At 63.0% G+C, this 23,484-nt stretch carries 19 protein-coding genes; 5 read left to right on the top strand and 14 right to left on the bottom strand.

The genetic code is table 11. From position 1 onward, the window contains the following. Position 1 precedes the first annotated feature (1 nt). Both B5X73_RS08370 and B5X73_RS08365 read right to left on the bottom strand, forming a co-directional pair. Positions 2–1,030 carry an RHS repeat-associated core domain-containing protein gene (locus B5X73_RS08370; RefSeq protein WP_176167784.1) on the bottom strand — a complete coding sequence of 343 codons (1,029 nt, stop codon included), beginning with the start codon at positions 1,028–1,030 and terminating at the stop codon, positions 2–4. A 17-nt stretch (positions 1,031–1,047) separates the two neighbouring features. After that, complete coding sequence (locus B5X73_RS08365; protein ID WP_176167783.1) at positions 1,048–6,450, bottom strand: hypothetical protein; 5,403 nt, start codon at positions 6,448–6,450, stop codon at positions 1,048–1,050. 835 nt (positions 6,451–7,285) lie between these two features. Between B5X73_RS08365 and B5X73_RS08360 the strand changes: the two genes are divergently transcribed. Continuing rightward, positions 7,286–8,152 (top strand): LysR family transcriptional regulator, encoded by an 867-nt coding sequence (locus B5X73_RS08360; protein ID WP_079521302.1) that lies wholly within the window; start codon positions 7,286–7,288, stop codon positions 8,150–8,152. Positions 8,153–8,185: 33 nt separating this feature from the next. Here the strand turns inward: B5X73_RS08360 and B5X73_RS08355 are convergent, their stop codons facing one another. The 4 genes from B5X73_RS08355 to B5X73_RS08340 form a co-directional block, all read right to left on the bottom strand. Continuing rightward, positions 8,186–8,488, bottom strand: a complete 303-nt coding sequence (locus B5X73_RS08355; RefSeq protein ID WP_079521301.1) for an EthD family reductase — start codon at positions 8,486–8,488, stop codon at positions 8,186–8,188. 45 nt (positions 8,489–8,533) lie between these two features. Then, complete coding sequence (locus B5X73_RS08350) at positions 8,534–9,286, bottom strand: SDR family oxidoreductase (protein ID WP_079521300.1); 753 nt, start codon at positions 9,284–9,286, stop codon at positions 8,534–8,536. A 68-nt stretch (positions 9,287–9,354) separates the two neighbouring features. Beyond that, complete coding sequence (locus B5X73_RS08345) at positions 9,355–9,885, bottom strand: VOC family protein (protein WP_079521299.1); 531 nt, start codon at positions 9,883–9,885, stop codon at positions 9,355–9,357. 67 nt (positions 9,886–9,952) lie between these two features. After that, positions 9,953–10,801, bottom strand: coding sequence for an alpha/beta fold hydrolase (locus tag B5X73_RS08340; RefSeq protein ID WP_079521331.1), 849 nt, complete (start codon positions 10,799–10,801; stop codon positions 9,953–9,955). A 221-nt stretch (positions 10,802–11,022) separates the two neighbouring features. Between B5X73_RS08340 and B5X73_RS08335 the strand changes: the two genes are divergently transcribed. Genes B5X73_RS08335 through B5X73_RS08325 form a run of 3 tightly spaced genes read left to right on the top strand, consistent with a single transcriptional unit; the run spans position 11,023 to position 12,970 of the window. Further along, entirely contained in the window at positions 11,023–11,391 is a 369-nt protein-coding gene (locus tag B5X73_RS08335) for a BlaI/MecI/CopY family transcriptional regulator (RefSeq protein ID WP_079521298.1), read from the top strand. A gap of 6 nt (positions 11,392–11,397) precedes the next feature. Continuing rightward, on the top strand, positions 11,398–12,333 hold the full coding sequence (locus tag B5X73_RS08330; protein WP_079521297.1) for a M56 family metallopeptidase: 936 nt from the start codon (positions 11,398–11,400) through the stop codon (positions 12,331–12,333). Further along, positions 12,290–12,970: a hypothetical protein gene (locus B5X73_RS08325; protein ID WP_079521296.1), complete on the top strand. Its 681-nt coding sequence runs from the start codon at positions 12,290–12,292 to the stop codon at positions 12,968–12,970. The genes B5X73_RS08330 and B5X73_RS08325 overlap by 44 nt, the downstream gene beginning before the upstream one ends. Before the next feature lie 57 nt (positions 12,971–13,027). Here B5X73_RS08325 and B5X73_RS08320 read toward each other — a convergent pair whose 3' ends face one another. From B5X73_RS08320 to B5X73_RS08300, 5 genes are all read right to left on the bottom strand, one after another. Beyond that, positions 13,028–14,131, bottom strand: a complete 1,104-nt coding sequence (locus tag B5X73_RS08320; protein WP_079521295.1) for a J domain-containing protein — start codon at positions 14,129–14,131, stop codon at positions 13,028–13,030. After that, positions 14,112–14,819, bottom strand: a complete 708-nt coding sequence (locus B5X73_RS08315; protein ID WP_079521294.1) for a hypothetical protein — start codon at positions 14,817–14,819, stop codon at positions 14,112–14,114. The genes B5X73_RS08320 and B5X73_RS08315 overlap by 20 nt, the downstream gene beginning before the upstream one ends. Then, positions 14,806–15,339 (bottom strand): hypothetical protein, encoded by a 534-nt coding sequence (locus tag B5X73_RS08310; protein ID WP_036109418.1) that lies wholly within the window; start codon positions 15,337–15,339, stop codon positions 14,806–14,808. Before B5X73_RS08310 ends, B5X73_RS08315 begins: the two co-directional genes overlap by 14 nt. A 177-nt stretch (positions 15,340–15,516) precedes the next feature. Then, positions 15,517–17,091 (bottom strand): glycoside hydrolase family 30 protein, encoded by a 1,575-nt coding sequence (locus B5X73_RS08305; RefSeq protein WP_079521293.1) that lies wholly within the window; start codon positions 17,089–17,091, stop codon positions 15,517–15,519. A 33-nt stretch (positions 17,092–17,124) separates the two neighbouring features. Next, complete coding sequence (locus tag B5X73_RS08300) at positions 17,125–17,964, bottom strand: helix-turn-helix transcriptional regulator (protein ID WP_043696486.1); 840 nt, start codon at positions 17,962–17,964, stop codon at positions 17,125–17,127. 98 nt (positions 17,965–18,062) lie between these two features. On the opposite strand from B5X73_RS08300, the gene B5X73_RS08295 reads away from it, so the two are divergent. After that, entirely contained in the window at positions 18,063–18,959 is an 897-nt protein-coding gene (locus B5X73_RS08295; protein WP_079521292.1) for an SDR family oxidoreductase, read from the top strand. 194 nt (positions 18,960–19,153) lie between these two features. On the opposite strand, the gene B5X73_RS08290 is transcribed toward B5X73_RS08295, so the two are convergent. The 3 genes from B5X73_RS08290 to B5X73_RS08280 all read right to left on the bottom strand — a co-directional run bounded on the left by B5X73_RS08290 (position 19,154) and on the right by B5X73_RS08280 (position 23,480). After that, positions 19,154–21,466, bottom strand: coding sequence for a hypothetical protein (locus B5X73_RS08290; protein ID WP_079521291.1), 2,313 nt, complete (start codon positions 21,464–21,466; stop codon positions 19,154–19,156). Between the two features lie 569 nt (positions 21,467–22,035). Continuing rightward, positions 22,036–22,980: a helix-turn-helix transcriptional regulator gene (locus B5X73_RS08285; protein WP_036109407.1), complete on the bottom strand. Its 945-nt coding sequence runs from the start codon at positions 22,978–22,980 to the stop codon at positions 22,036–22,038. Between the two features lie 5 nt (positions 22,981–22,985). Beyond that, the gene (locus B5X73_RS08280; RefSeq protein ID WP_051944154.1) at positions 22,986–23,480 is read right to left on the bottom strand and encodes a DUF2127 domain-containing protein; all 495 of its coding nucleotides are present in this window, start codon (positions 23,478–23,480) and stop codon (positions 22,986–22,988) included. Positions 23,481–23,484 lie beyond the last annotated feature (4 nt).

Genomic DNA, 23,484 nt, shown 5'->3' with positions numbered 1-23,484 from the left:
ATCACCATGAAGCATTGTGGCTGTCGACGAGGGTGCCTGACCGTTGCGTGATTTCACTCTGGCACATCGAACAAATGGCTCGATTACCTTCTGTCGAAATAGATCTTACGTCAACGCCCGCAGCCTCAGCATATTGCAATATTTTCTGTTCAGCATGCAGACCTCCTGAACTTTGAGCAATATCACCCCCAAGGCTCTCTACCACACTTCGCTGGGCTGGTCCCAAATCACGAGTACCTCCCGCAAAAACCATGCGCCCGTCACTCAGGAGCGCACCTGCCGTTGCTCGACGTGTCTGTGCGACCGGGTCCAAGGCGCCGTGCACCTCCTTAACTGCAGCCTGGAGACGCTGAACCTGTGATGCGGCCTGTGCGACCCGCGCCATCGATCCGATCTTTCCCACAGCGCCAACTGCGGAGACCCCAGTCGAAGCCACTGCTACGATCCAGCCACCGCTGGAGCATCCTGACGATATGCATGAGTAAAGCCCGTAGCCGGGTACCATGTTGAGAGCATATTGCGCCGCTGCTTCGCGCGTCTGTGGGTTCTGCCAGTCAACCTGATAGACGGAAGCGGGCAAGGTCTGTCGTCCGTCTGGATCGATGTTGGTAGCCGGATTTAGTCCGCCATAGCTAAACCGAGCAAACGAGACGATATCCCCAGCTTCGATGTCTTTGGGATCTACAGATAGAAATCGCCCGGTTTCCGGATCGTAGTATCGGGCCTGCATATACACCAAGCCAGTATCGACATCGTTCACGTGGCCGCTGTAGCCAGGCCCCTTCTCGGGTGTGCCTAATGCTTGCGTGCCGTAAGGCCGATAGTCCGCGGTGCTGAGAACATTTCCCGCACTGTCGGCCGTGGCCAGCACCGTGCCCTGCGGGCTGGTGTAGTAGTAGGTCACGGTCTCGGCAGCGCGCGCCGATCCCGAGGCGGCGAACAGAAGTGCCAGGAGCAGCATCGCCGCTGTGATCCAGTTCGGACCTCGCCGGCGTGATGAACGGACAGTGGTCAGAGAGACGGTTTCCATGGAGGCACTCCTGATCGTCATGGCGTCACACTCCGCGCGGGGCTGTAAGCCGAGCAGCCCACGGCGTTGCAGGCCCGGACCATGTAGGTGATGCTGACGGTCTTGTCGTGCAGCGAGCTGAACGACAGGTCGGGTCCGTTGTAGACCAGTTGATTGTTCTCGAGCAGCTCGTAGCGTGTGGCATAGGGTTGGGCGACCCACTTGACCAGCACCGTCACCTTGGTGCCATGGTAGGTGTTCGTGAACGTGGGCCCGGGAGGAGCCGGCGGGATATTGGAGACGGTGACGACGGCCTGCCCGCTATAGGGGCCGCATCCGCCGCCGTTGCACGCCTGCACCTGGTAGACATAGGTGCCATCCCCCCGGCCGCTGGTGGACCAGCTGGTGGCGCCATTGTTCTGCACGCCGGTCCAGCCGCCTCCGTTCACGGACTCGATCAGGTTGTAGGACGTCGCTCCACCCACGCCAGTCCACGAGATGGTGTAGGCACCGCTATTGGTGGTACCACCGCCCGCGATCGAAGGGGCCGATGAGGGTGGTACGGTCACGACAACCACGCCGCTCTCGGCATAACCGCTGCATCCGTTACCGTTGCATGCGCGGACCCGGTAATACCAGTTACCCGACGCCCCCTCCGTGATCGTCGCTGACGTGGCAGGTCCTTCGTAAGCCAACACCAGATTACCGTCTTGAGTATGGTAGAGCTGATACGAGGTGGCATAGCTGGAGGCGGCCCAGCTCAGCGCCACGGCGCCTGTCGAACTGCCCGGTGCCGTGATGCTCGCTGGCGTTGGCGGCACATGCGCGACCGTCGCCGTCGAGGAAACGGTGGGCGTGCTGCAACCGTTCGCATTACACGCTGCCACACGGAATTGATAACTGCCGTCCGCCGGGCCGCTGACGGTCGTGCTGGTGGACGCGCCGGTGTAAAGCGTGGCCCAGGCGCCACCGTTGACCGACTGCTCGACCGTGTAGCTGGTCGCATGGCTCGCGGCCGACCAGCTCACGGCGATACTCGACAGGTCCTGAGCCGCGGCCGCCGTGACGGTAGCGGGCGCGCCGGGGGCCAGCGTCGACGGCGGCACCACGAAGGAACCCGACCCTGAGAGCAGCGTGTTCTCACCGCCGACGGGCGAGATGCCGTGGACGTAGATGGCCTCGCCCGCGTACTCGCCGCGCTGCTCTTCTGTGAGCGGGATGCTGAAGCGATGCTTGGTGCCGGTCGAGTGGCAATCGGCCTGGATCGTCTCCTCACTATCCAGGTTGGCGGTGAACGCACCGATACCCGTGCCGGAACCGGCCGGACCGCCGACGTAAAGGTGCACATCCACCGACGCGGCCAGTCCGCTGGCGCATGCCCATCCCGTGATGACTGCGTCGGTGCCGGTGCTTACGCCTTCGATGGTCCCGAGGATGACCGAGGTGGCAGCTTTGCGGCTGGCCACCAGCTTCTTGCCCAGATAGACAAAACTGGTGCCCGCCGTGGTCGCGTTGTCGTATTGCCACATCAGCTGCCCTGCGCTGTTGTAGGCGTAGTAGGTCGTGCCTTGAGGCGTTACCGCCTTCACCCGGTGGCCCGACGCGTCGTAGAGATAGTCGCCCTTTCCGTCGACGGACAGCAGTCGATTGGCCAGGTCGAAGGTCATCGCCTGCGTGTCTTTCTTGGTCGTATTGCCCTGGGCGTCGTAGGTGAAACTGTGCACCGTCGCCCCATTGTTGCTGATCGAGGCCAGGCGATTGTTCGCGTCGTAGGTGTAGGTGTTCGTCCCGTTGCTGTCGGTCAGGCTGCGGATGTTGTTGAGGGTATCGTAGGTGTAGCTTTCCGTACCCCAAAGATTGTGGGCGGTGACCGACATCAAGCGACTCAGACCATCGTAGGTCATGGTGCGCGTGCGTTGATCCGACCCCGACTGGTCGGTGATGCCGACGATGTTCCCCACGGCGTCGTACGTCATGTCTTCGCTCACCGCCGGCTGAGCGGCAGAGCCAAAACTGAAATTCAGCAGGAGCTTGCGATCGTTTTGTTCGGCGGAATAGACCGCGCCGTTGCCCAGCGTCGCCGCTTGCAGCTCTCCGTTGGCAAAATAGGTCGCGCCCGTCGCATACGCACCTGCCGTCGTCGGCTGACCCAGTGCGTTCGGCGTGGCCGCAACGGTGGTGCCATCGGGATATTGCGTGCTCGCCAGGCTTCCGTTGCCGTCGTAGCCATAGCCCAGGGTCCACGACCAACCGTCCACCGAGAGCACCTCGGCTGTCAGTAGCCCAAGCTTGTTGCGACCGTATGCCCACGATGCCGAACCGGTGGCATTGGCGTTGCTTCCGGCGCTGGCCGAGACCGCCGATGCAAGCTTACCGAGCGCGTCGTAGGTGAAGGTGGTCGCCAGCGCGCCATTCGGATAGGTGACCGAGGTGACGCGATTCATCGCGTCGTAGGCACTGACCGTCTTTGCCGAGTCCGCGACCTGATCGTAGCCACAACCGTCCCCGTTGAAGGGCTGACCCGCCGCGGTCCACACCACGTTATCCGCCGCATCGTAGGCGGTCATCGTGCTCCCGGTCTCCGGCTCCCAAGAGCGGCACACCCGATGCTGTCCGTCGTAGGCCATGGTCCGGGTGAGATCGCCTTGCACGACTGCCAGCACGTTGCCGTAGATATCGCGAGTGATCGTTTGGGTGACGCTTTCCGGCGCTTCCACCTTCACCACGTTGTCGAAGCCCGGTTGGTCAAACACCTGGAAGTGACTGGTCGTCACATTGCCCTTCGGGTCGGTTACGGTGCGCGCCCCACCGGCCGGGTAGGCCGTCGTAGACACCAGATTGTTCAGTTCGGAAAACTGAGTGGTGGTCACCGGACGCCCCAACACGTCGTAGGCGGTTCGGGTGCCCTGTACCAGCGCACCAAGGTCGAGCGTGCCCGACTGGGGATATGACTCGAACGTCTTGCGTCCAGCCCAGTCGTATTCGGTGCTCGACGAGACCGCCAGGGCACCGGTGGTGGCATCGGACCTTGTCGCCAGGACGGGACGCAGGAGAACGTCGAAGTCGGTCCGCTGACTCAGGCTACCCTGCGTAATCGTGCGAACCCAATGGCTGCCGCCCAGCCCGCGCGCATCGGCGGAAAACACATACGCGTAGGTCTTAGGCGCCCATGCGGTGCTGTCGCCCGCCGGGTAATCCACACGTGCAATGCGCCCGATGGCGTCGTAGCCATAACTTGTCGTGGAACCGGCCTGATCGGTGATTGCGGCGATCTGCCCCAATCCATCGACGGCCACCGTCTGGCTGGTGCTGTCGGGGTAGCCAATGGTGGTGGGAATGCCGCGGACGTAGCCGCCCAACGTGGTGGTCTTTCCATTGCCATCGGTGAAGCTGGCGAGCTGGCCTTGCGCGTCGAACGTGTAGTCCATGACCTTCACGCCAAAGCTGTCGCGTTCGACCGGTGTCGCGGTGCCTGGGTCATAGACAATCTTGCTGACTGTCTCGCCGCTCGTCAGGTTGTCTGTCTGCGAGGGAAGCCCGAGCACCCACAAGGCGGTGTTATCCGTGGCGGTCGACCGCTCACTGACGCTGTAGCCGAAGTTGTTGGATCGGGTCACATCCTGCGGTCGCGCAAAGGCATCAAAAGCGGTGACATTCCAGAGGTAAATGTCGGGCGTCGCGTTGGCTGCGGGGTCGACCGTGGTCTGTCGCGTCGTCATCGGCAGTTGCTCTTGCAACTGAGCCGTGTTGATGCGCTGCTGGGGCGCATAACCCCAGGGGTGAACGTAGGCGGCTGCCCGCGCGTCCTGTGTCGCATCGGGGTTCACATAGCTGTACGCGGTCGTGCGACGCAAAGCGGTGGTCGTGTCGCCGTCGAAGACCTCTTCCTTGCGCAGCTGGCTCTCCGTCCAGTCGTACCGGTTGGAGAAGGTGCTGCGCTCCACATGACCATCGGGATACGCCACATCGGTAGACACGGTCGTGGCGCAGGCCACCGTCGTGCAGTCTTGTGCCCAACTCTCGTTGGCCGCCGAGTAGCTGTAGCTCCACCCCAACCCATTCGGCGGCAGGCCCGTGCCGGTCAGCACCCGCTGCGTGATGGCCATGCTGTAGGACGCGTTGGGGATGGCGGCCCAGGTGCCCGGATAATTGGGCGTGGCAGGCACGTTGGGCCCGGACATGCACTCTTGCGGCACATACGAGCGCCCTCGTTTGAGCGGCGCGACGGTGTAGCTCGCTGCCAGGCCCGAGGGGTGCGTCACCGTGGCGGTGATCGGCGGGCTGTCCATGTTGCCCGGCACGCCAATCGCGCCGCAGGTACCTCCGGACGTACGAGAATCGATCCATGCGCCATTGAGCGGGTCGAGGTTATACCCCCAGCTACTCCCGTCCGGTTGCTGCACCGAGGTCAGCGTGTAGACCAGATTCGCGGTCGACTTCACATAACTGTAGGTCCACGTCCGCGTGCCCGCATCGCCGCCCTGAACGGTGATCGTGCTGACACGATGGCTGCTGGCCCCGGTGTCCGGATCGGTCTCGTACGTGAGGGTGACATGGCGACCGTCCGACGCGGCGATGTCGGTGACATCATCCCCGCTGTAGGTGTAAGAAACCGAATTACCGAAGCGGTCTTCGATGCGGGTCACAAGCATCCGGCCTTCGCGGCGGGTGATAAAGTCCTCGGCGGACGCGAAGATGTGGATCCCGGCAAACGTCTCCGGGCCGGAACCGAGCGGACGCGTCAACGACGGCATGTATCGATAGGCGATGTGGTCCAGCCAATACTTGGTGCCATCCGGTGACACGGCCAGGAAGCCTTCGATGGACGCATCGTTAGCCGCCTGCGGCAAACAGCCCACCGCCCAGTTGGCGCGCGTCACGATGGGGTAAGCGAGCCCCGCCACGCCAGGCGTGGCCGTGTTCGCCGCAGACCGCGTCAGCAGATCCTGGTTGCCCTGACCCGGGATGCGCAGTTGGTAGCCCTGCCACCAGGTCTTGGGCTCCCAGTCGGCACGCTCCGAATCGCCCGTGGGGGCGGCAACGCTGGGCGGTGGCCCGAAGCTCGAGCAGATCGCGTTGGGATTGCTCGCCGCGACCTGCCATCCGGTGACGTTGTTCTGGTCCGCCGTGACCGTGAAGATCTGGGGTAGTTCGATATCCCAGTCGCCGAAAGCGCGCGCCTGGAGATCGGGGCGATCTTCCACGCCGTGAAGCGCGAACGTGCGACCGATGGTCAAGGCAGGTCCGGTGCCTGACAGGGAGACGTCGGTCTGGCTGAAGCTCAGCGAGCCATCTTGCAACCCGATGCGTTCGCCGAACGGCGTGTCACCCAGCGGCTGGATGTCTTCGTTGACCTTGATGAGCTTTTTGTACTCATCCTCAGGCTTGGCGGTGGTCTGGCCGAGCGCAACGGCGGGCACGCCCGCCACGCACAACAGCATGACTAACCACAGCCCGCGCATCATCGGACGCGCATGGCGCGTCCACCCCTGATTCGTCCCTTGCATCGCTTTCCCCAGCCAGTGGCCCCCTATCGAGCGTCCGACTGTAGAAATCAATTCGGGACGAGTACAAGCGTGTTCGTCTATGTCAAGAGCGAGTGAAAGCCATCAGCGTCGGTGCAAAGCGTTTGCACTACAGTGGGCTGCTTCGTACTTTCCTAGTGGCTGTAGGGTTTCGCCTACACAACGTGGTGGAGAGCACCTACAAGTCGCGACTCTTCTGCTGAGTACGGCACCGGGGGCAGGCGGGAATGCGAACGAAAGGGTTGCTTGTAGATCGTCAGTCGCAAACGCGGCGACCAGCGCGCTGCGATCTGGTCGCCTCGGGATGCAATTAAGATCACAGCGCAACCGGTTCAACGCGTCAATACTTGCCTGAGCCACCCTGACAGAGCACCGCAGCTTTTAAAGGAACCAAAAGCTCGCCTGGTTCGTCCTGAAAGCGTCGGTCTATTCACCGCGTTCAAGTTTTGCTGGTCGCAGAAGGCAATCGAAACGCCTCGACAAGGGCGATAGCACTTGATGTAACTCTGAATATCGCCGCAAGCTCCTTGCAGGGAGCGTTTAACGTACGCTTCCGCAATCTCACCTGCCATCGGCTCTGAGCGCCAGCTGGCATAGGCACGTTCGAGTCCCATCTCCGGTTTGTACATCGGCAGCCCAGAATGCCTCCATCGAGGGCGTGCCACGTTAAGTAAGCATCCCAGACATGCCCCGCTTGCCGACAGCCCCGGCCTGCTGCATATTTCGCCCTCTTCCCGACCGAGGCACGCGCATGGAATGGAGCGACGTCCGCATATTCCTCGCCGTGCTCAGAAGCGGCTCCTACGGTGAGGCGGCACGTCGTCTCGGGGTAAGTCACCCTACGATCGGGCGGCGGATCAAGGTGCTTGAAGACGAGGCGGGGCAAGCCTTGTTCCGGCGGACCTCCGACGGACTTGTCCTGACCGATGCCGGCGATGGCATCGTAAGTGCCGCCGAGGCGATGGAGCAGTCCGCGCTGTCCATGGAGCGCCGTCTCCTGGGAAACCACGAACGATTGGAGGGCATTCTGCGCATTGGATGTGCCGACTGGTTCGCGGCTCACGTGCTCGCGCCGGTGTTCATGGCACTGATCGGCCAGCATCCCGCCGTGGTTCCGGAGGTCATCGCGGGATACCGTTTGTCGGATCTCGCTCGTCGCGATGTGGACATCGCTTTTCGCATCGTGCCGTTTACCGAACCGGACGTGGTTCAGCGTCGCCTGATGAGCATGCCCTACGGACTTTACGGATCGCCCGCGACGTTGAAGCAAATGGCCGACGATCCTGCATCCGTCGGCCTGATCGTCATGAATGAAGCACAGTCGCACTTTCCTGATGTTGCATGGATGCGCGACCGATTTCCCGGCGCTCGCCTCGCATTCGGCAGCACCAGTCGGTCGGTGCAGGCGCAGATGTGCCTCCGGGGCGCGGGTCTGGCGGTCCTCCCACGCCCGCTGGGCGACGCGACGGCGGGTTTGCTGCGCGTCGATGCCGGTGAGGCGCCGCCCAGCCGGGACGTGTGGGTGGGATACCACCAGGATCTCAAGCGGATGGACAGGCTTCGCGCGTTGATCGAGATCGCGGACGCCATGCTCTCGACCCCCGATCAGGCCTCATGACGCACCCCGGTTGACCTGTCTTACGCTTCGCGTTCAGAACTCCCTGAAGAGACTACGGAGCACCACGGTCGAATCGGTGAAGTTCTTCACGTCCTCCATCACTTGCCGGGTTTTCGGGCTTGCCAGGGCGTCGTGTACACCCTGCTCCGACGAAAAGGTGTAGACGCCGATCGAGATCCAGTTTCCGCCCTCGGCGTACGGGAAAAATGCTTCCGCCGATTCAAGTCCATGCTCACCCCAGCACGCCCTGGCCAACGGGAGGTGCTCGTTGGCGTAGTAGTCCCGGTCGAAGCGCGTCCCGGCATCACCCGTGCAGATCACCATCATCTTCGTCATCGTCTTTCACCTGTGTTTTTGTCGCCCTCGAAAAGGGGCGAGAGCTCATGCGGCGATGCCGCCGTCGACGAGAATGCCCGAGCCTGTGACGTAGGCAGCCCCAGGACCCGCGAGGAAGGCAACGGCTTCGGCGACCTCCTGGGTCTTCCCGTAACGGGGAATGGAAAGGCTCGGGAGAATGGACGCGGCCAGAGAGCCATCGGCAGGGTTCATATCGGTGTCGATGGGACCCGGACGAACCAGATTGACGGTGATGGCACGAGAGCCGAACTCGCGGGCGAGACCGCGGGTAAAGCTTTCCATCGCGGACTTGGTTGCCGCGTAGACCGCGATGCCCGCGAACGGGACGGTCAAGCCCGCGTTGCTTCCGATCGTGATGATACGCCCGCCGTCCGGGATGTGTTTTAGCGCCGCCTGGGTGGTTACGAAAACGCCGCGCACATTGACGTTGAGCAGCAGGTCCATGTCCTCGAGGGACTGGTCAGTAAAAGGGCCCGCGACGAGGACGCCAGCGTTATTGACGAGGATATCGATACCGCCCAGATCGGCCACGGTGCGTTCGACCGCCGCGATCGAGGCTTCCGGATTTGCCGCGTCGGCCTGGATGGCGAGGGCACGGCGGCCCAGGGCGCGCATGTCGGCGACGATGGCCTCGGCCTTCTCCATCGACTTCTCGTAGGTGATCGCGACGTCTGCGCCGTCGGCGGCCAGTTTCTTCGCGATAGCCGCGCCGATGCCGCGTGCAGCACCGGTAACGAGGGCACGTTTACCGGCCAGCGGAAGGGATGAGTCGTTCATGGCAAGGTCTCCTGTGGGCAATCGCTTTGTCGCGGGAAGATCATGTCTCTCCAACCTTCTCGCATCGCTCAACCCTCGTCCTGCCACCGGCGAAGATCGGTCTGATCGTGGTAGGGCATGCGGTCCGGTGTGGTGATGAATTCCATCGTCGTACCCCAGGGCATCTGGCAATAGCAGACCTTGTTACCGGGGCCTTTCTCGGTCGCATAGGGAATGGGGCGCGGTGCGGTAAGCGGCTTGCCCCCCGCGTTCTCGAAGCGCGCCACGGAGGCGTCGATATCGTCGGTGTACAGCGCGAAATGCGTGATACCGAAGTCGCTCGCGCGGATGGGCTGTGCCTGCTCCGGTCCATGCATCTCGAACAGTTCGATATCGGGGCCGGTCCCGATCTTCATCATCGCCTGAGCCCGGACGACGGTGCCGGGATAGGCGCCCACTGCCCGCTCGAACTCGGGGCCTTGTCGCGGCGGATCCTGCGGACCGAAGGACTGATACAGAAGCTCGGCGCCGAAGGCCGCCATGAGGAAGGCTTTCGCTGCCTCGATGTCCGGGACGGTGATACCGACGTGGTTGACGCCGCGAATTTCAGGAGCGGACATGATGGTTTCCGTTTGAGATCAGAGTTGGAATAGTGAGGAAAGGACTCGCTGGCGCACTTTCCAGGGATCACGTGGCTTCGAGAAAACCGAGCAGCGCCGCGGCAACCTGCCTGGGCTGCTCATCGGCGACATAGTGACCACACCTCTCGATCGAGCCGCCCGTTACGTTCGTTGCGAACTCTCTCAGCATCGACACCATGCGCGGGCCGAACCGCCTGTCGCCGCCCAGGGCAAGAACCGGCATGTCGAGCGGTTGCGTCTTGTACTCCAGCGCAGCGGCGTGATCGCTAGCGAGCGTTCGGTACCACTCCATACCGCCGCGTGTGCGCCCGGGAAGCGCCATGGCTTTCGCGAAGATATCGATATCGACCGGATTGAAGCTGCTGTGGTCGTAAAAACGCTCCGCCATGAAGGCCGCGACGTAATCGTATTCCCGGCCATGGATCATCCGTTCCGGCAGATCGCGATTCATATGGAACGAGAAGTGCCAGAGCCTTGCGATGGTCTCCTCCCACTCACTCCAACCCGGGAGGGGAACGTCGAGCACCGCGAGATGACTGACCGCATCCCGGAACAACGCCGCTTGCGCCAGCGCGACCATGCCGCCTATATCGTGCCCGCATACCGCGTAGCGCTCATGGCCGAGGGAACGCATGACCTCGTGTGCGTCGCGTGCCATCGTCGCCTTGTCGTAGCCATCGAGCGGGCAATCGGAAAAGCCCGCGCCGCGCAAATCGATAGCGACGACGCTGAGATGCCCGGCGAGTAACGGCATCACGTGATGCCACTCCCACCAGGTTTCAGGCCAGCCGTGCAGGAGAAGGACGGGCGGACCTTTGCCGCCGGTAACGGCATGGATCCTGATGCCGTTTACCGCCATCAGCTGCTGGCTGAAGCCCGCTACGGTCGGATGCATGTCGAACTTCATCGAAGAATGGCCTTGGTTTGCACCGGCGGTTCGCGCCGATGCCTTTTAAGCTACCAAGAGGCGTTTGCTTCGAGCACTGACAAAGCTGCGCATTGAATGTGCAGATATGTTCGGGGCGGATATCACTACTATATATTTAGTTGACAAACGCGACAGGCCGGCCGACTATGTACTACACATCTAGTAGACAGCCTGACGGAGAACGGCCTATGAAGATCTCGCTCACCGACCGTGAGGCGGACATCATGCAGGTGCTTTGGGACCACGGCCCCTCCCTGGTGACGGATGTTCGCGAGCGCCTGAGCGACAAGCTCGCTTACACCACCGTACAAACCGTATTGCGGACACTGCAAGCGAAGGGCTATGTCGGCTATGAAGAGGAAGGTCGCGGCCATCGCTACTTCGCCAGCGTAAAACAGCAGGCGGCGCGCAAGAATGCACTGCAACACCTGACGAAAAAACTCTTCCAGGGTTCGACCGAGCTACTGTTCACCCACCTCGTCGCTGACCAGAAGCTCAGCCCTGAGCAGATCCGCCGTATGCGCAAGTTGCTATCCGAACGATCCGACAAGGAGTAGCCACTGATGCTTGCCTGGATGATCTACGCCACCCTGGTCGCGATGGCACTGAGCGCGGCTGCCCTATTCGCCGAGCACGCGGCAAGGCATCGCCGACGACCTACGCGCTGGCCCTGGATGATGGCGATCGTCGCGACAGTGCTCCTGCCGATCCTCATCGCGACGATTTCCATACGATTCCCGGCTCTGCATGGCTCCGCAGGTACCGCTGTGTCCGTGACACCACTTGCCCTGCGCGACACGACGTCAGTCCCCTTGGCGTCGAAAGTGATCGACTGGAGCGGCACGAAGCCATACACGTCATCCACGTGGATCGACGCCATCCTGCGGGACATCTGGATGGCAAGCTCGTTCACGCTGCTGCTCTTCCTGGGTTTGAGCACGGCATTGCTTCATCGAAGCAAACGCGCCTGGACCTCAGGACGATTGTGCGGCTTGCCGGTACTCATTTCCGAAAGCGCAGGACCCGCTGTCGTCGGTTTGATTCGATCACGGATCGTCGTGCCAGCGTGGTTGCTGCATGAGTCGGACGCACAGCAGCAATACGTCCTGGCCCACGAGCAGTCCCACCTGAAGGCGCGCGATCCGTTACTCGTCGCCAGCGCGTTGATGTTTCTGGCGGCCATGCCATGGAGCCCGTTGCTCTGGTGGCAGTTTCACCGACTTCGGTGCGCTATCGAAGTCGATTGCGATCGCCGGGTTCTGCACAGCGGCGTGGATGTCGGTGACTACTGCGAAACATTGATCCATGTGGGTGAAAACCAGTCCGAATACATCGGCGCTGTCACGGCGATGTCGGAATCCCGATCGTTTCTTGAGCAGAGGATAAAGATCATGTTGTCGAAGCCAAAAAAATGGGCCGGTGCCTTCGTTCGCACTGGTCAGCGTCTCCCTTGGCATGGCGGTCTTTGCGGCACAGGTTACGCCGCCCGGCGCGCCTGAGCCGACGGGGAAACGTGCGGTAGCGGTCGATGCCGGCCATCTCGACGCCTACACGGGTTTCTATAAGCTCAGTGACTATTCCCTGCTCACCGTGGAGCGCAAAGGCAACGGGCTCACCATCTCCCCTATCGGCCAGTTTCTGGCACAGGGGACCATCGATGTCTCCGCCCAGAGCGACACCGAGTTCCTCGTTCCGAGTATCGACGTCACGCTCGAGTTCGTTAAGGGCCCTGAAAAACAGGCCGCGTCGGTAAATATCAGCGAACACGGCGTCCTCGCCATCCAGGCGACGCGTGTCGATCGGGTGACCGCGGACCGGATTCGGGATGCGCTGGCGGCCAGGGTCAAGGAGCAGAAGCCCTTTCCCAACAGCGAGAACGCGCTCCACCTGGTACTGACCAATTCCGCCAGTGAAAAGGGAATGAGCCCGTTATGGGCGAAGAACTTTGCAAGCCAGCACGATTCGATTGAGAAATATTACGCCGCTCTGGGTCCGGTCCAGTCCTATCGATTCGAAGGTGTCACGGACTACGGCTGGGACATCTACGACGTTCAGTACGAGCGTGGCGCGCAGCAAATCTTCATCCAGCTGGATAAGGATGGCATGCTCGTGAGCTCGGTCATGCGCCGTCAGTGACGACGTCCGGCGGATTCGCGGGAGAAAGGGCGCTGCGTGACCCACATCGCGGTGCCCTTATCGCGCGGAAAGCTCCCACTTCATCTGTTTCAGCCAGAGCTTCAGTCGTTTCACGTCATCGAAAGAACGAAGATCCTGTTCGAACGCCTTGATGTAATGGCGCAGGTCGGTGAGGCTCGCGGTGAGATGGCGCTTCACGCTCGCCGGTGACACCGTCGCCATCGGGCTCAGCCCGCATCGGGCCAGGTATTCGAACTGCACCTCAGAAAGCTCCTGGTCGAGCCCACGCAGCTGCTCCTTGAGGATCGTATTCCAGCGTTTGAGGCGTTCCTCGCCGATGCTATCCAGCGCCGTCTGGTCGATGTGTTCCAGTTCGAGCTGGATCGCGAGCAGGTCGAGCAAGCTGCGGCTGGCGTAAGCTCCGTTGACCCGCTGCATCAGGACTGCCTTGCGTTCGCGTTCCACGGGGTCGGGTTCGCGGTCGGGATGCAGCATGCTGGCCAGCTTGCGGTAGACCTCTCGCAGGGACTGGTGGACTTCCGCCTCCTCGGCACGCGCGCGCTCCTCGGCGGCTTTCGGCTTCTTTGCCTTCTTTCGCTCGGCGTGAAACTCCTCCTTCGCTTCACGATGCCTGCGCTCGGCATCTTCCTGCTCATCGAGTTGTCTCTGGATATGACGGAGCACGGCTTCGGGCGAATTCAGGTCGACGTCGTCGGCGATATCGACACCGAACTCGGTCTCCAACGTTTGCTTCAGATCCGCCAGGGCCTCGGCGCTCTTCGCGTCGTCCGCCCCGCTGTAGCGACGATAGAGTTCCTCGACGGCGGGATCGTCGTTTGACTCCATGAGGTCGCCGGCGATGTGACTGATGAGATCCTCGATCGTCTGGCGCTCGCCCTTGGTCAGCCCCTTTGCGTCGTGCGACTGATCGAGCTTATGCAGCATCTGAATGCGTATTGCGTCGAAGCTGTTCTGCAGCGGCACGACTTCGTCGGTGTACCGGCGCCGGAAGTCGGTGCCGAAGACCTCCCACTCGGCCAACGTCGCACGGCGCTTGGCGATCTTCTCGCTCAGCGTATTGAAGGCTTTCTGGCCCTTTGACAACGGCTTTTCGTTGCCATCGCCGGCGACTTTGATAGCGTTAATCGTTTTCTTCGTCATGTAACCATTCCGACATGATCCTCAGGCGTCCAACAACGATTTCACTTCGTTCTGGCTCGGCAAGCAGACCGGGTAACGTATTGATAAAATCCGGGTTTACAAGCAGGTTGGCAAACGTGCGTCCTACCGCGTGGCGGAGAGCAATAGGAGCCGTCGTCAGCTCCCGAACCAGTTCCTCTCGGCCATCAACAATATTCAGTACGTCTTCGAGGTCGTGACTGGCGGCAATATCACAAGCGCCGCGATCGGCAAACGCCTCCAACTTCGTTGCGACGAACGCAACGGCACTGGCCACACGGATCGCAAGCTCGTCGCCGAGGTTGAGAACTTCTGCTGTCGCCACTGTAAACGGGTACCACCGGTTCGAAAATCCCAGCACTCCGGCGTCCACAGGCATCAGATCAAAGATGACCCCGGACTCGCGATGGATCCAGCGGCAAATGACGCCGCTGTCCACATCCCGGCGAAAGCCTCGCTCGGCAACGCGCTCCTCCACTCGGTGAAACTGCGCACGCGCTGCTTGCACTACCGCATCGACACCTCTCGTCGCGCGAACGCTTTCGGCCAGCGGATCGGTAATCAGCAAGCCAGCAACCGCACCTCCAATAAAGACGACTTGCTCGCGAAGATCGCCCAGCGCCTCGGCGACCAAACGTAGGTATGGAAGATTCGGATCATCCTGGCGCATCGGCAGTTCTCAGTTCGTTGGCCAGATAGTCTGCCGCCAGAGAGCGTTCGCGCGCGCGGCCTGATCGCAGCGCGTCCTGTAGGGCGAGGAGGCGATGCAACGTCGGATCTCTCAGCGCCGCGAACGGGACGGACCGATATAAAGGACTCAGGATTGGCCCCTTCGCGCTTCCGCCGATGTGTGCCCAGACCGGCGCTTCGCCGGGAACGGCGGTGATCGCATCAGACAACGGCTCAGCCCCAAAGCTGGTCGGGACCCCTCGCTTGACCGGCCCGAGGACCGCAGGCCAGACGTATCTAACTCCGTGCAGGGCAAAATCCAACAACGCAGGTCGAACCGGCGACCAATCGCCACGGCCGGAGCTCACCGCTAGCCCCGACGCCACGGCGCGCTTCACGCTGGCATGCACCTCCGAGGGGCTCATCGAAAGTGCTTGACCCAGCGCGGCATACGTCCAGCGCTGCCGCGGATTAGCCGCGACTTTGAGCAGCACGAGAAGATCCTGCGGTTTCAGTTCCACGGCGGCGCCTCATATTCGCTATTCGCGAATAGCGAATATGCGTTACCGGCGGGCTGCGATCAAGGCCCGATCCCGGCAAAGCGTGCTTCACAGCTCCTCTCGCGGCCTTAAACCGCCTCACTGGAATGACCACCGACACCGCAAGCAGCTGCCCCTGCCGCCGCCGGAGGCTTCTGCTCATTCGACGCGCGGCGGATTCCGGATCGGTCCTGACCACTGCTGGATAAGGCGCAACCAACGCCCGAACGGATCCGGATTCCACACGAAGGTGGCCACGCTCTCCGCAGGCATCCGGTACTCGAAGCGCCGCCCACCCTCCACCACCGACACCGTACGCGCCTCTGTACGGATGTTGACCAGCACGAGCACGATCGATCCGTCGGTCTCATTGCGGAAGGCCACATTGGCCAGTCCCATCTCCGCATCGGTGTCGTTGGACCTGATCCGCACGGCGCCGGGAAGGACGAAGCGGCTGAAATGCCCGAGCGCGTAGTACTCGTCATTCCGGCTTACGCGGCCCGTCGTCGAATCGACGGTGATCACGCCCTTGCATGCCGCACATCCGCCGAAGTGCGGCCCGTGATTTTCGTCGAGGGCGAGATTCCAGTAGATGACGCCACGTGCCCATTGCCGGGTGCCCGTGACCAGAAGATTGCGCGTAAACCACAGCAGCTCGCCATTCATGCTCAGCGGCCAGTCGCCTCCGGAGCATTCGGTGATGAACGTATCCTTGTCGGGATGCGCTCGATGGACGGTACCCTGTTCGTGCTGGCTGCCTTCGTAGCAGTGCCAGGCGACGCCGTCGACGTAAGGCGCCGCGTCGGGATCGCCGAGCACGGCCAGCGGCTCCTCGGGATGACTCCAGTTATGGTCCCACTCGAGGATCCGCGTACGTGGCGAGCGCCCGGCGAGCTTCGGCCCGAGGTATCGACCGATGATGCGCGCGCGTGTCTGGGGCGACATGGGCATCGCCAGGTAGCTGATCGGAGAAAACCTCGGCTCGTTCTGCAAGGTCAGCGCGTAAATCGGAATACCGTGGCGCCGATACGCGTCGACGTAGCGCACGAGATAGTCGGCATAAGCGCCCTCATATGTCTCGAGCAGTTCGCCGCCGATCAGGTTCTCGCTCGTCTTCATCCATACCGGTGCGCTCCATGGCGACGCGACGATCCGCAAGCCAGGGTTGATGGCGAGGGACTCCTGCACCACCGGGATCAGGTCGGGGATGTTCTCCGCGACATTGAAGTGTTTCAGGTCGGGATCGGTCGCACCGAATGGCAGATCGTCGAGCGTGTAGAAGTGCGGCGAGAAATCGGACGCACCGATGGTCAAGCGCATCATGTTGAAGTTGAGACCGGGCGGCGGTCCGTAAAGCTCCTTCATCAACGCTTCGCGCTGAACTTCGCCCAGCGTGTTGTGCAGAAGCCAGGCGGACGAGTCCGTCATCGCCGAGCCGAAACCGACGATGGACTGATAGGCGACGTCGCTGTCGATCACGATGTCGGCAGGCGACGATGTGGCCTCCGTCATTGCAACGCTGGGCTCCGCCTCAAGTTTCTTACGATGGTCCGCCGTACTCAGCCAGACATCCACGGTGGGCATGATCGGACCGGCCGGCACCGTGACGTCGCTGCGGGCCATCGAGGGGCGACGGGAGTGTGGAGCGCTGAGCACCGCCGCCGTAATCGCCGCGATCAACACCACGAAGAATAACACCGCCAACGAACGGGACGGCTCGCGCGCTTCACCCATGCCGGACGCCTGTCCGCTCGACCGCGCGGCAACTCACGTCGCTGAAGCCCGTCGTGCTTCGATGCGTTCGCGGATCCGTGCCGAGTCCGCACTCGACACCGCGTTGTAGACGAACATGCACAGGTCCGGCCGGCCATCCACGGCAAACGCCGAATACTCCAGCTCGAGCAGCCCGAGTTCCGGGTGATGAATGCGCTTGAGACCTTCGCCATGCGCGCGTACGTCGTTATCGAGCCACATCGCCTCGAACTCCGGACTGATGCGCGAAAGGTCTTCGACGAACTGGCCGATCTCCGCGGTCGCTCCGGCGCGCGCCACGTCCGCACGAAACGCACCGACGACGAAGCGAGCCACACTTTCCCAGTCGTCCTGGTGAGCACGCACGCGCTGGTTCGAGAACATCAGATGGAGGATGTTGCGCTGGTCGGGAGGCAGCAGCGCGTAGTCGGTCAGCACGGCGGCGGCGGCCTCATTCCACGCCACGACATCCCACAAGGCCGTCCGCACGATCGCGGGGCTGACCTCGAACGCATCGAGCACGCGTTGAAGCCGCGGCGATACACCATCGGCCGCGCGGTAGTGCACTTCAGGCGGCCGGCCGAGCCCGAGCATGAAAAGGTGCTCGCGCTCCGGCTCGGTCAGCATCAGGCCGACAGCGATGCGGTTGAGTACGTCGGCGGATGGCGCACCGCCCCGTCCCTGCTCCAGCCACGTGTACCAGGTGGGACTGATGTTGGCGCGCTGGGCGACTTCTTCGCGACGCAGGCCCTTCGTGCGCCGCCGGCCGCCGACGAAACCGAATGTGGCGGGGTCCAGCCGGGTGCGCCGGTCGCGCAGGAAGGTACCGAGTGGGTTGTCGACAGGGACGGACATGGCGATCCTGTTGGTTCCTATACCACGATAACGTCACTACTTTAACAGTATGAGCGACGCGCCCATCGTACTCCTACAACGAATTGGGAGCAGCACTCATGCGTATCTTTCTCACCGGCGCCACCGGCTTCATCGGCTCACGGATCGTGCCGGAACTGATCGCCGCCGGACACCAGGTCCTCGGCATGACCCGTTCGGACTCCGGCGCGCGGGCGCTGCAGGCGGCGGGTGCCGACGTACACCGCGGCGAGCTGGAAGACCTGGGAAGCCTTTCCGCCGGTGCGGCGCAGGCGGATGCGGTCATCCACACGGCGTTCGACCACAACTTCGCGAACTTCGTCGCCAACTGCGAGAAGGATCAGAGAGTGATCCGTGCCCTTGGCTCCGCCCTGATCGGCTCGGATCGTCCGCTGCTGATTACGTCGGGGACGGGCATGGGCAGTCCCGGCCACGGCCAGTTGGCCCGCGAGGACGTGTTCAATGCGGCGCACCCGAACCCACGCACGCTCACGGAGATCACCGGTAACGAACTGCTCGACAAAGGTGTCGCCGTGTCGGTGGTGAGGTTGCCTCAGGTGCACGACCCGGTTAAGCAGGGCCTGATCACGCCGCTGCTGGACATCATTCGCGCCAAGGGCGTCTCCGCGTATGTCGGCGACGGACAAAACCGCTGGCCCGCGGCTCATGTGCTCGACGTGGCACGCCTGTACCGTCTGGCGATCGAACAATGCAAGCCGGGTACGCGCTACAACGCGGTGGCCGAAGAGGGCATCACGGCCCGCGCCATCGCCGAGGCGCTGGGCGAAGGCCTCGGCATCCCGGTGAAATCGATCGACGCGAGCGAATCCGCCGCCTACTTTGGCTGGATGAGCGCCTTCATGAGTATGGATCTTTCGGCGTCCAGCGCGTGGACGCGTCAGGCCCTGGGATGGAATCCGGCGGGCCCGACGCTCCTCGAGGATCTCAGGCGGATGGATTACTCCGTCGCCGCCTGACCCGGGAAAGAAGCGCAATCAGTGCTGGTTGCGCTTCTTCTCGTCCTTCGCCGCCTTCTTTTCCTTCATGGTCTTGGCGGGCTTTTTCTTGTCGCTCTTCTTTGAATCCAATCCCTTGCTCATGACGTTTCCCCGGTGATTGCCACGGCGGATCGCCGTCGCATGCACCGAGGTTACGCCGATTGCGTGGCGAGTTACACGCTGCCGAACAGGCCGCGCGCGTATTCGTACTCGGCCAGCATTTCCTCGAAGCTGAGCGCACGGTTCCACACCGCGGCATAGCGGGTCAGCACCGCGCCCTGCCCCGTCGCATCGCCGCCGTCCTTCCATGCATTGATCAGCACCTTGCCATTGAGCGGACGTGTCGCCAGCCCCGGATAGCGCTGCTCACGCAGGTTGTCCTCATACGCCGGGCAGAGGAAGCGCACGCTGCCACTCACCGCGTCGACCGAGACGATGGCGAAGCGCGGCTTGTAGCGCGTGTCGAGCGACTCGCTCGGGCCGCTGGTCACGGCCTTCTGGCTGCCCGTGAGGGCGAGACGGAAGCTGGTGAGCTCGGAGTTGGCGACACCGGTGTCGTACGAGTGCTGCAACGCCAGACCCGTCTGACGCGGACTGAAGCCCTGGAAGGTGCTGATCGCACGCCCCGCGTTGCTACCCGGGCCCACGGCATACGGGCTGCAGAAGATCGCCGCGAACGTGATGCTGGCGGTCTCGTCGATGTCTGTCTGGAAACCCTGCGTACCGTTCGCCGACTGCGTCCCCGACGCGGTGAAGCTCGGCCGCCCGATCAGCGTGAGCGCGGCGCGACCGCTACCCGACTGATCTACTACGTCACTGCGCGCATTGCCGTTGAAATGCCACTCACCGGTCGGCTGCACACGATTGACCCAGCTGAGCGCCACATCGGCGACCAGTGCGTAGTTATGCATCGGACGCGTCTTGCCCGTGCTGGCGATGTACAGATCGGTGTCGCCGGCGCTGTCACGGATGTTGGTACGCGGGCCGCCTTTACGTCCGGCGATGGATGCGGGCTCGGACGGGTCACCCCAGCCGAGGGAAATCTTGGCGGCGGTATCGGGAAGATCGGCTTTGAGCGTCACCTGCAGGGTGTCGCGGGAGATGACCTTCACCGCGGCGATCAGATTGTTGTCGGTGGGGCTGGCCGGCACGATCTTGTTGTTCGCATCGCGGACGTCCAGACCGTAGTTGCGCGTCGCCGCCACCCAGCTCGTATCCAGGGTGAGCACGCCGGCCGGCACGTTGAAGGCCAGGTTGATCGTACGCGCGTTGACCTTGACCGCCGCCGCGACATCGAGCGCGGGGTTGCGCAACGCGACACCCGCCGAACGATCCTGGATCAGCTGGTAGAGCGCACGGGCGAAGTAGCGCCCCTGCCATCGATGGCTTTCGTTGGTCAGGTGCAACATCGGCTGATCCGCCGCCGCCTCGTCCGCGTAGTCGAACATGTATTGCGGGTTGACCATGCGCAGGTAAGGACTGGCCAGGCAGGCGTCGCGCTGCGCGAGCGCGATGAACGGATTGCAGAATGCGGGGCTGGTGGCGCCGTAACTGTTGTGGCTGGTCACCTGGCCGATCAGCCACAGCGGACGCCAGCTCTGCTCGGGCAGGTTGACCTGGCAGAGCTTGAGCCAGTGCGCGCGTTCGAGTGCGGTGAGTTTGGTCTTGTAGCTGGCACGGGTTTCCGAAAGGCCCGTGGAGTCGGCCTCGCCCTGCTGCCACGTAGTGGCCAGCCAGCCGATATTGCTGCCGTCCTTCTGGCCTTCGGCACGCATCAGCCCGAGCATCGCTTTCAGACGCAGCGCACTGTTGTCCCAGCCCTGATAGCCGCCGAGATTGCTGTCGTCGAGGAAGCTGGCGAAGTAACCGATCGGACGGCCACCTTCCGCGCTCGTAAACGCGCTGTAGCGGCTGTACTGCGACGCGGCCGGTACGCCGGTCAGCGCGGCGGTGTATTCCACCAGCCCGTCCGCGCAGGCATTGGTACCGACTTCACCGCCGGTGCCGTGACCGCCGTCGTATTCCACGAGAGGTACGAGACCCGTCATGGCGGTCGCGTCGGTACCGGGACGCACGCCACCGTTGAACGTCACGTTCGCATAGATCTGCTGCAGTGTGAGCGCGGGGCGGCCGCCGGTGCCGACCGCGTTTGACTGGCCGTGGAACATGATCAGCTCGCGCCGCGAACGGATGATGGTTTCCGCCGCGGCGATGGCATTGGCCTCGGGGAACATGCCGCCGGGGACGAGCGTGCCTGCCTTGGCGGGTGAGCTGAACAGCCACGACAGGCCGACCGTACCGGTCATGCTTGCCAGACCCAGGCCGCCGGCGGCCGTGGCGCTGTTCCGCAGGAACTGACGACGGGCGCTGTCGGGCTCGGTGGCACGGGCCGCGCTCACGTCACTGCGCCAGGGCCGCAGGTCGAGGCTGCCATCGGCGCGACGCAGGTTCAGGGAGACACGCTTGAAGATCCAGGGTTGTTTCATCGTGACGACTCGGATAACGCCGGGGTGAAACACCCTGGGCGACGGAAGGGGAGGAGGATGGCGTGCAAGCCCGGCAAGCCAGCCGTCAAAAAGTCGACGACTGACGTTTTTATGACCCGCAATCACGATGTATCACGCGCGTCGGCTGGCGTGTCTCTTCGTATTCGGCAAGAAGGCCATCCAGACGTCCTTTTGTGAGCCACGCCGCACTCTGTCCTCATGACTCGCAAGCCGCGTGACAGCGGCGTTACGGCCGCTCGTGGCCCTCGGCCGCGTCAGTCCCGTGCGTCGCTGAGACGCACGCAAGCCCGGCGCCGTACGAAACGATCGGCGAAACATCGCCGTCGCATGTGAATGGGCACCCCATACTTGTGGCCAGCGACCTTCCACCACCCTCAGGGTGTGCGTTTCCTTAAAGTAAGCGCGCCGGACGCCAGGATGCGAAGGGACGAGAAGGGGGAACAGGGATGCGCAGGAACGCGCAGGGAGGCGAAAGGGACACAGCGGATGCAGGCACGCGCGCAAGGAGGCGCAGGGATGCGCGACGCGCGCAGGGATCCGCCGGGATGCTATTCCGATCCCGGCGGATGCCCGAACCGCGCCTTGAAGGCGTTGGCAAAATTGGCCGGGTTGGAATAGCCGACCCGGTAGGCGATCTGGCTCACCTGCCATTTGCCCTGCCGCAACATCTGCCGCGCGACTTCGAGACGTCGATCTCTCACGTGCTGCAGCATCGAGCAACCGAACTCCCGCCGGAAGATACGTCTGAGCGTCGTTTCGCCGACGCCGAGGTCACGGGCGAGTTCGTCGACAGCGGGCGGACGGGCGAGGTTGTCATCCAGTAAGCGCCGGGCTTCATGGGCGAGGTCGCGATGGGCCCTCAGCGTGCGCGTCGCCCCCTGACGCGAGGCGCCCAGCTGCACGGCCAGCTCGACGAGAATGCCGAGACTGAGGCTCTCCCTGTGCAGCCGCTGCAACGCGCCGGTATAGGGCGAGTGGTAGAGGCGCTCGAACAGTGACGCGATGGCCTTGCTGTCGCGCACGCGTTCGAAGCGAAGATGATGTTTCTGCAACGCCAGCAGCGGCGCCAGCGTGCGGTCGCCCTCCTCGATCTGGTCGCGCAGGAAGGCGCCCGAGATACGCAGGCCACCCAGTCGCACGTGGCTACCGCCGGGCAGTGTGTCCACGACCTCCGCTGGCTCGCTGAGGCTGAGTAAGGACAGCGCCTCCGGCGTGTACTGGTCGAACATCTCGCGATCGACGCGGTGACGCCAGCGGCCGGCCATGACCTGCACGATGGAGATGCTGTCCGGCAGGACCTTGTCGATGCGCAGCGGGTCGATGAAGTGCAGGTCGCAGTCGAAATACTGCATGGATGGCCGCACCAGCGTCGCACGGTAGTGCCCGATGGCGCGCCCGGCCACGGCGCGCGCCTCGATGAGATTCGCGCGATCCAGCGACTCCGGCGCGTCGAAGCTGACTTCCGTGTCGCGGTAAGGCGTCCACACGGCCACCGGGATTACCCTGCCTGCGCCGCCGGCGTAATCGCGACGCCGCCGCGGGGCCGAAGCGCCAGCCGGACAAGGTAGACCACGATCAGGACATTGGCGACGAGGATCGCGACCTTCAGCCAGCCGAAGCGAACGATGCACTCGTAAATCTCCACCGGCACGAGCGAACCGGTGGCGATCACCGTGAACCACTCGGCCCAGTGCTTGCGCATCCAAAGACCGATGCCTTCGGTGGCGAAGATGGCGGCGTAGATCAGCGCGACGATGCCAACGGCCTCGACCTTGGCCGGCCCCATCTGCTGGAGCAGATGCACCAGGCTCCAGCGCAGGTCATTGCTGTCGGTGAGTTGCAGGTGCTCGAGCCACTGCACCAGCTGCCTGAAACTGTCCTCGCGGTCCAGATGGAACGCGGCGCTGGCGATGAGGATCAGGCCGACCGTCTTGACCGCCTTGTAGACGGCGATGATGCGCAGGCCGGCAGGGTGCTTGGTGTCGGAAGTCATCGGC

Origin of the sequence: Luteibacter sp. 22Crub2.1, assembly GCF_900167995.1 — a bacterium.
Lineage (GTDB): Bacteria > Pseudomonadota > Gammaproteobacteria > Xanthomonadales > Rhodanobacteraceae > Luteibacter > Luteibacter mycovicinus.
The sequence above is the reverse complement of the archived record's forward strand: the minus strand, read 5'-3'. Positions and strand labels throughout refer to the sequence as shown.

Coding starts and splice junctions, on each gene's coding strand:
- B5X73_RS08370 (WP_176167784.1), bottom strand. CDS start 1,030: ATGGAAACCGTCTCTCTGACCACTGTCCGTTCATCACGCCGGCGAGGT.
- B5X73_RS08365 (WP_176167783.1), bottom strand. CDS start 6,450: ATGCTGTTGTGCGTGGCGGGCGTGCCCGCCGTTGCGCTCGGCCAGACC.
- B5X73_RS08360 (WP_079521302.1), top strand. CDS start 7,286: ATGGAATGGAGCGACGTCCGCATATTCCTCGCCGTGCTCAGAAGCGGC.
- B5X73_RS08355 (WP_079521301.1), bottom strand. CDS start 8,488: ATGACGAAGATGATGGTGATCTGCACGGGTGATGCCGGGACGCGCTTC.
- B5X73_RS08350 (WP_079521300.1), bottom strand. CDS start 9,286: ATGAACGACTCATCCCTTCCGCTGGCCGGTAAACGTGCCCTCGTTACC.
- B5X73_RS08345 (WP_079521299.1), bottom strand. CDS start 9,885: ATGTCCGCTCCTGAAATTCGCGGCGTCAACCACGTCGGTATCACCGTC.
- B5X73_RS08340 (WP_079521331.1), bottom strand. CDS start 10,801: ATGCATCCGACCGTAGCGGGCTTCAGCCAGCAGCTGATGGCGGTAAAC.
- B5X73_RS08335 (WP_079521298.1), top strand. CDS start 11,023: ATGAAGATCTCGCTCACCGACCGTGAGGCGGACATCATGCAGGTGCTT.
- B5X73_RS08330 (WP_079521297.1), top strand. CDS start 11,398: ATGCTTGCCTGGATGATCTACGCCACCCTGGTCGCGATGGCACTGAGC.
- B5X73_RS08325 (WP_079521296.1), top strand. CDS start 12,290: ATGGCGGTCTTTGCGGCACAGGTTACGCCGCCCGGCGCGCCTGAGCCG.
- B5X73_RS08320 (WP_079521295.1), bottom strand. CDS start 14,131: ATGACGAAGAAAACGATTAACGCTATCAAAGTCGCCGGCGATGGCAAC.
- B5X73_RS08315 (WP_079521294.1), bottom strand. CDS start 14,819: ATGCGCCAGGATGATCCGAATCTTCCATACCTACGTTTGGTCGCCGAG.
- B5X73_RS08305 (WP_079521293.1), bottom strand. CDS start 17,091: ATGGGTGAAGCGCGCGAGCCGTCCCGTTCGTTGGCGGTGTTATTCTTC.
- B5X73_RS08300 (WP_043696486.1), bottom strand. CDS start 17,964: ATGTCCGTCCCTGTCGACAACCCACTCGGTACCTTCCTGCGCGACCGG.
- B5X73_RS08295 (WP_079521292.1), top strand. CDS start 18,063: ATGCGTATCTTTCTCACCGGCGCCACCGGCTTCATCGGCTCACGGATC.
- B5X73_RS08290 (WP_079521291.1), bottom strand. CDS start 21,466: ATGAAACAACCCTGGATCTTCAAGCGTGTCTCCCTGAACCTGCGTCGC.
- B5X73_RS08280 (WP_051944154.1), bottom strand. CDS start 23,480: ATGACTTCCGACACCAAGCACCCTGCCGGCCTGCGCATCATCGCCGTC.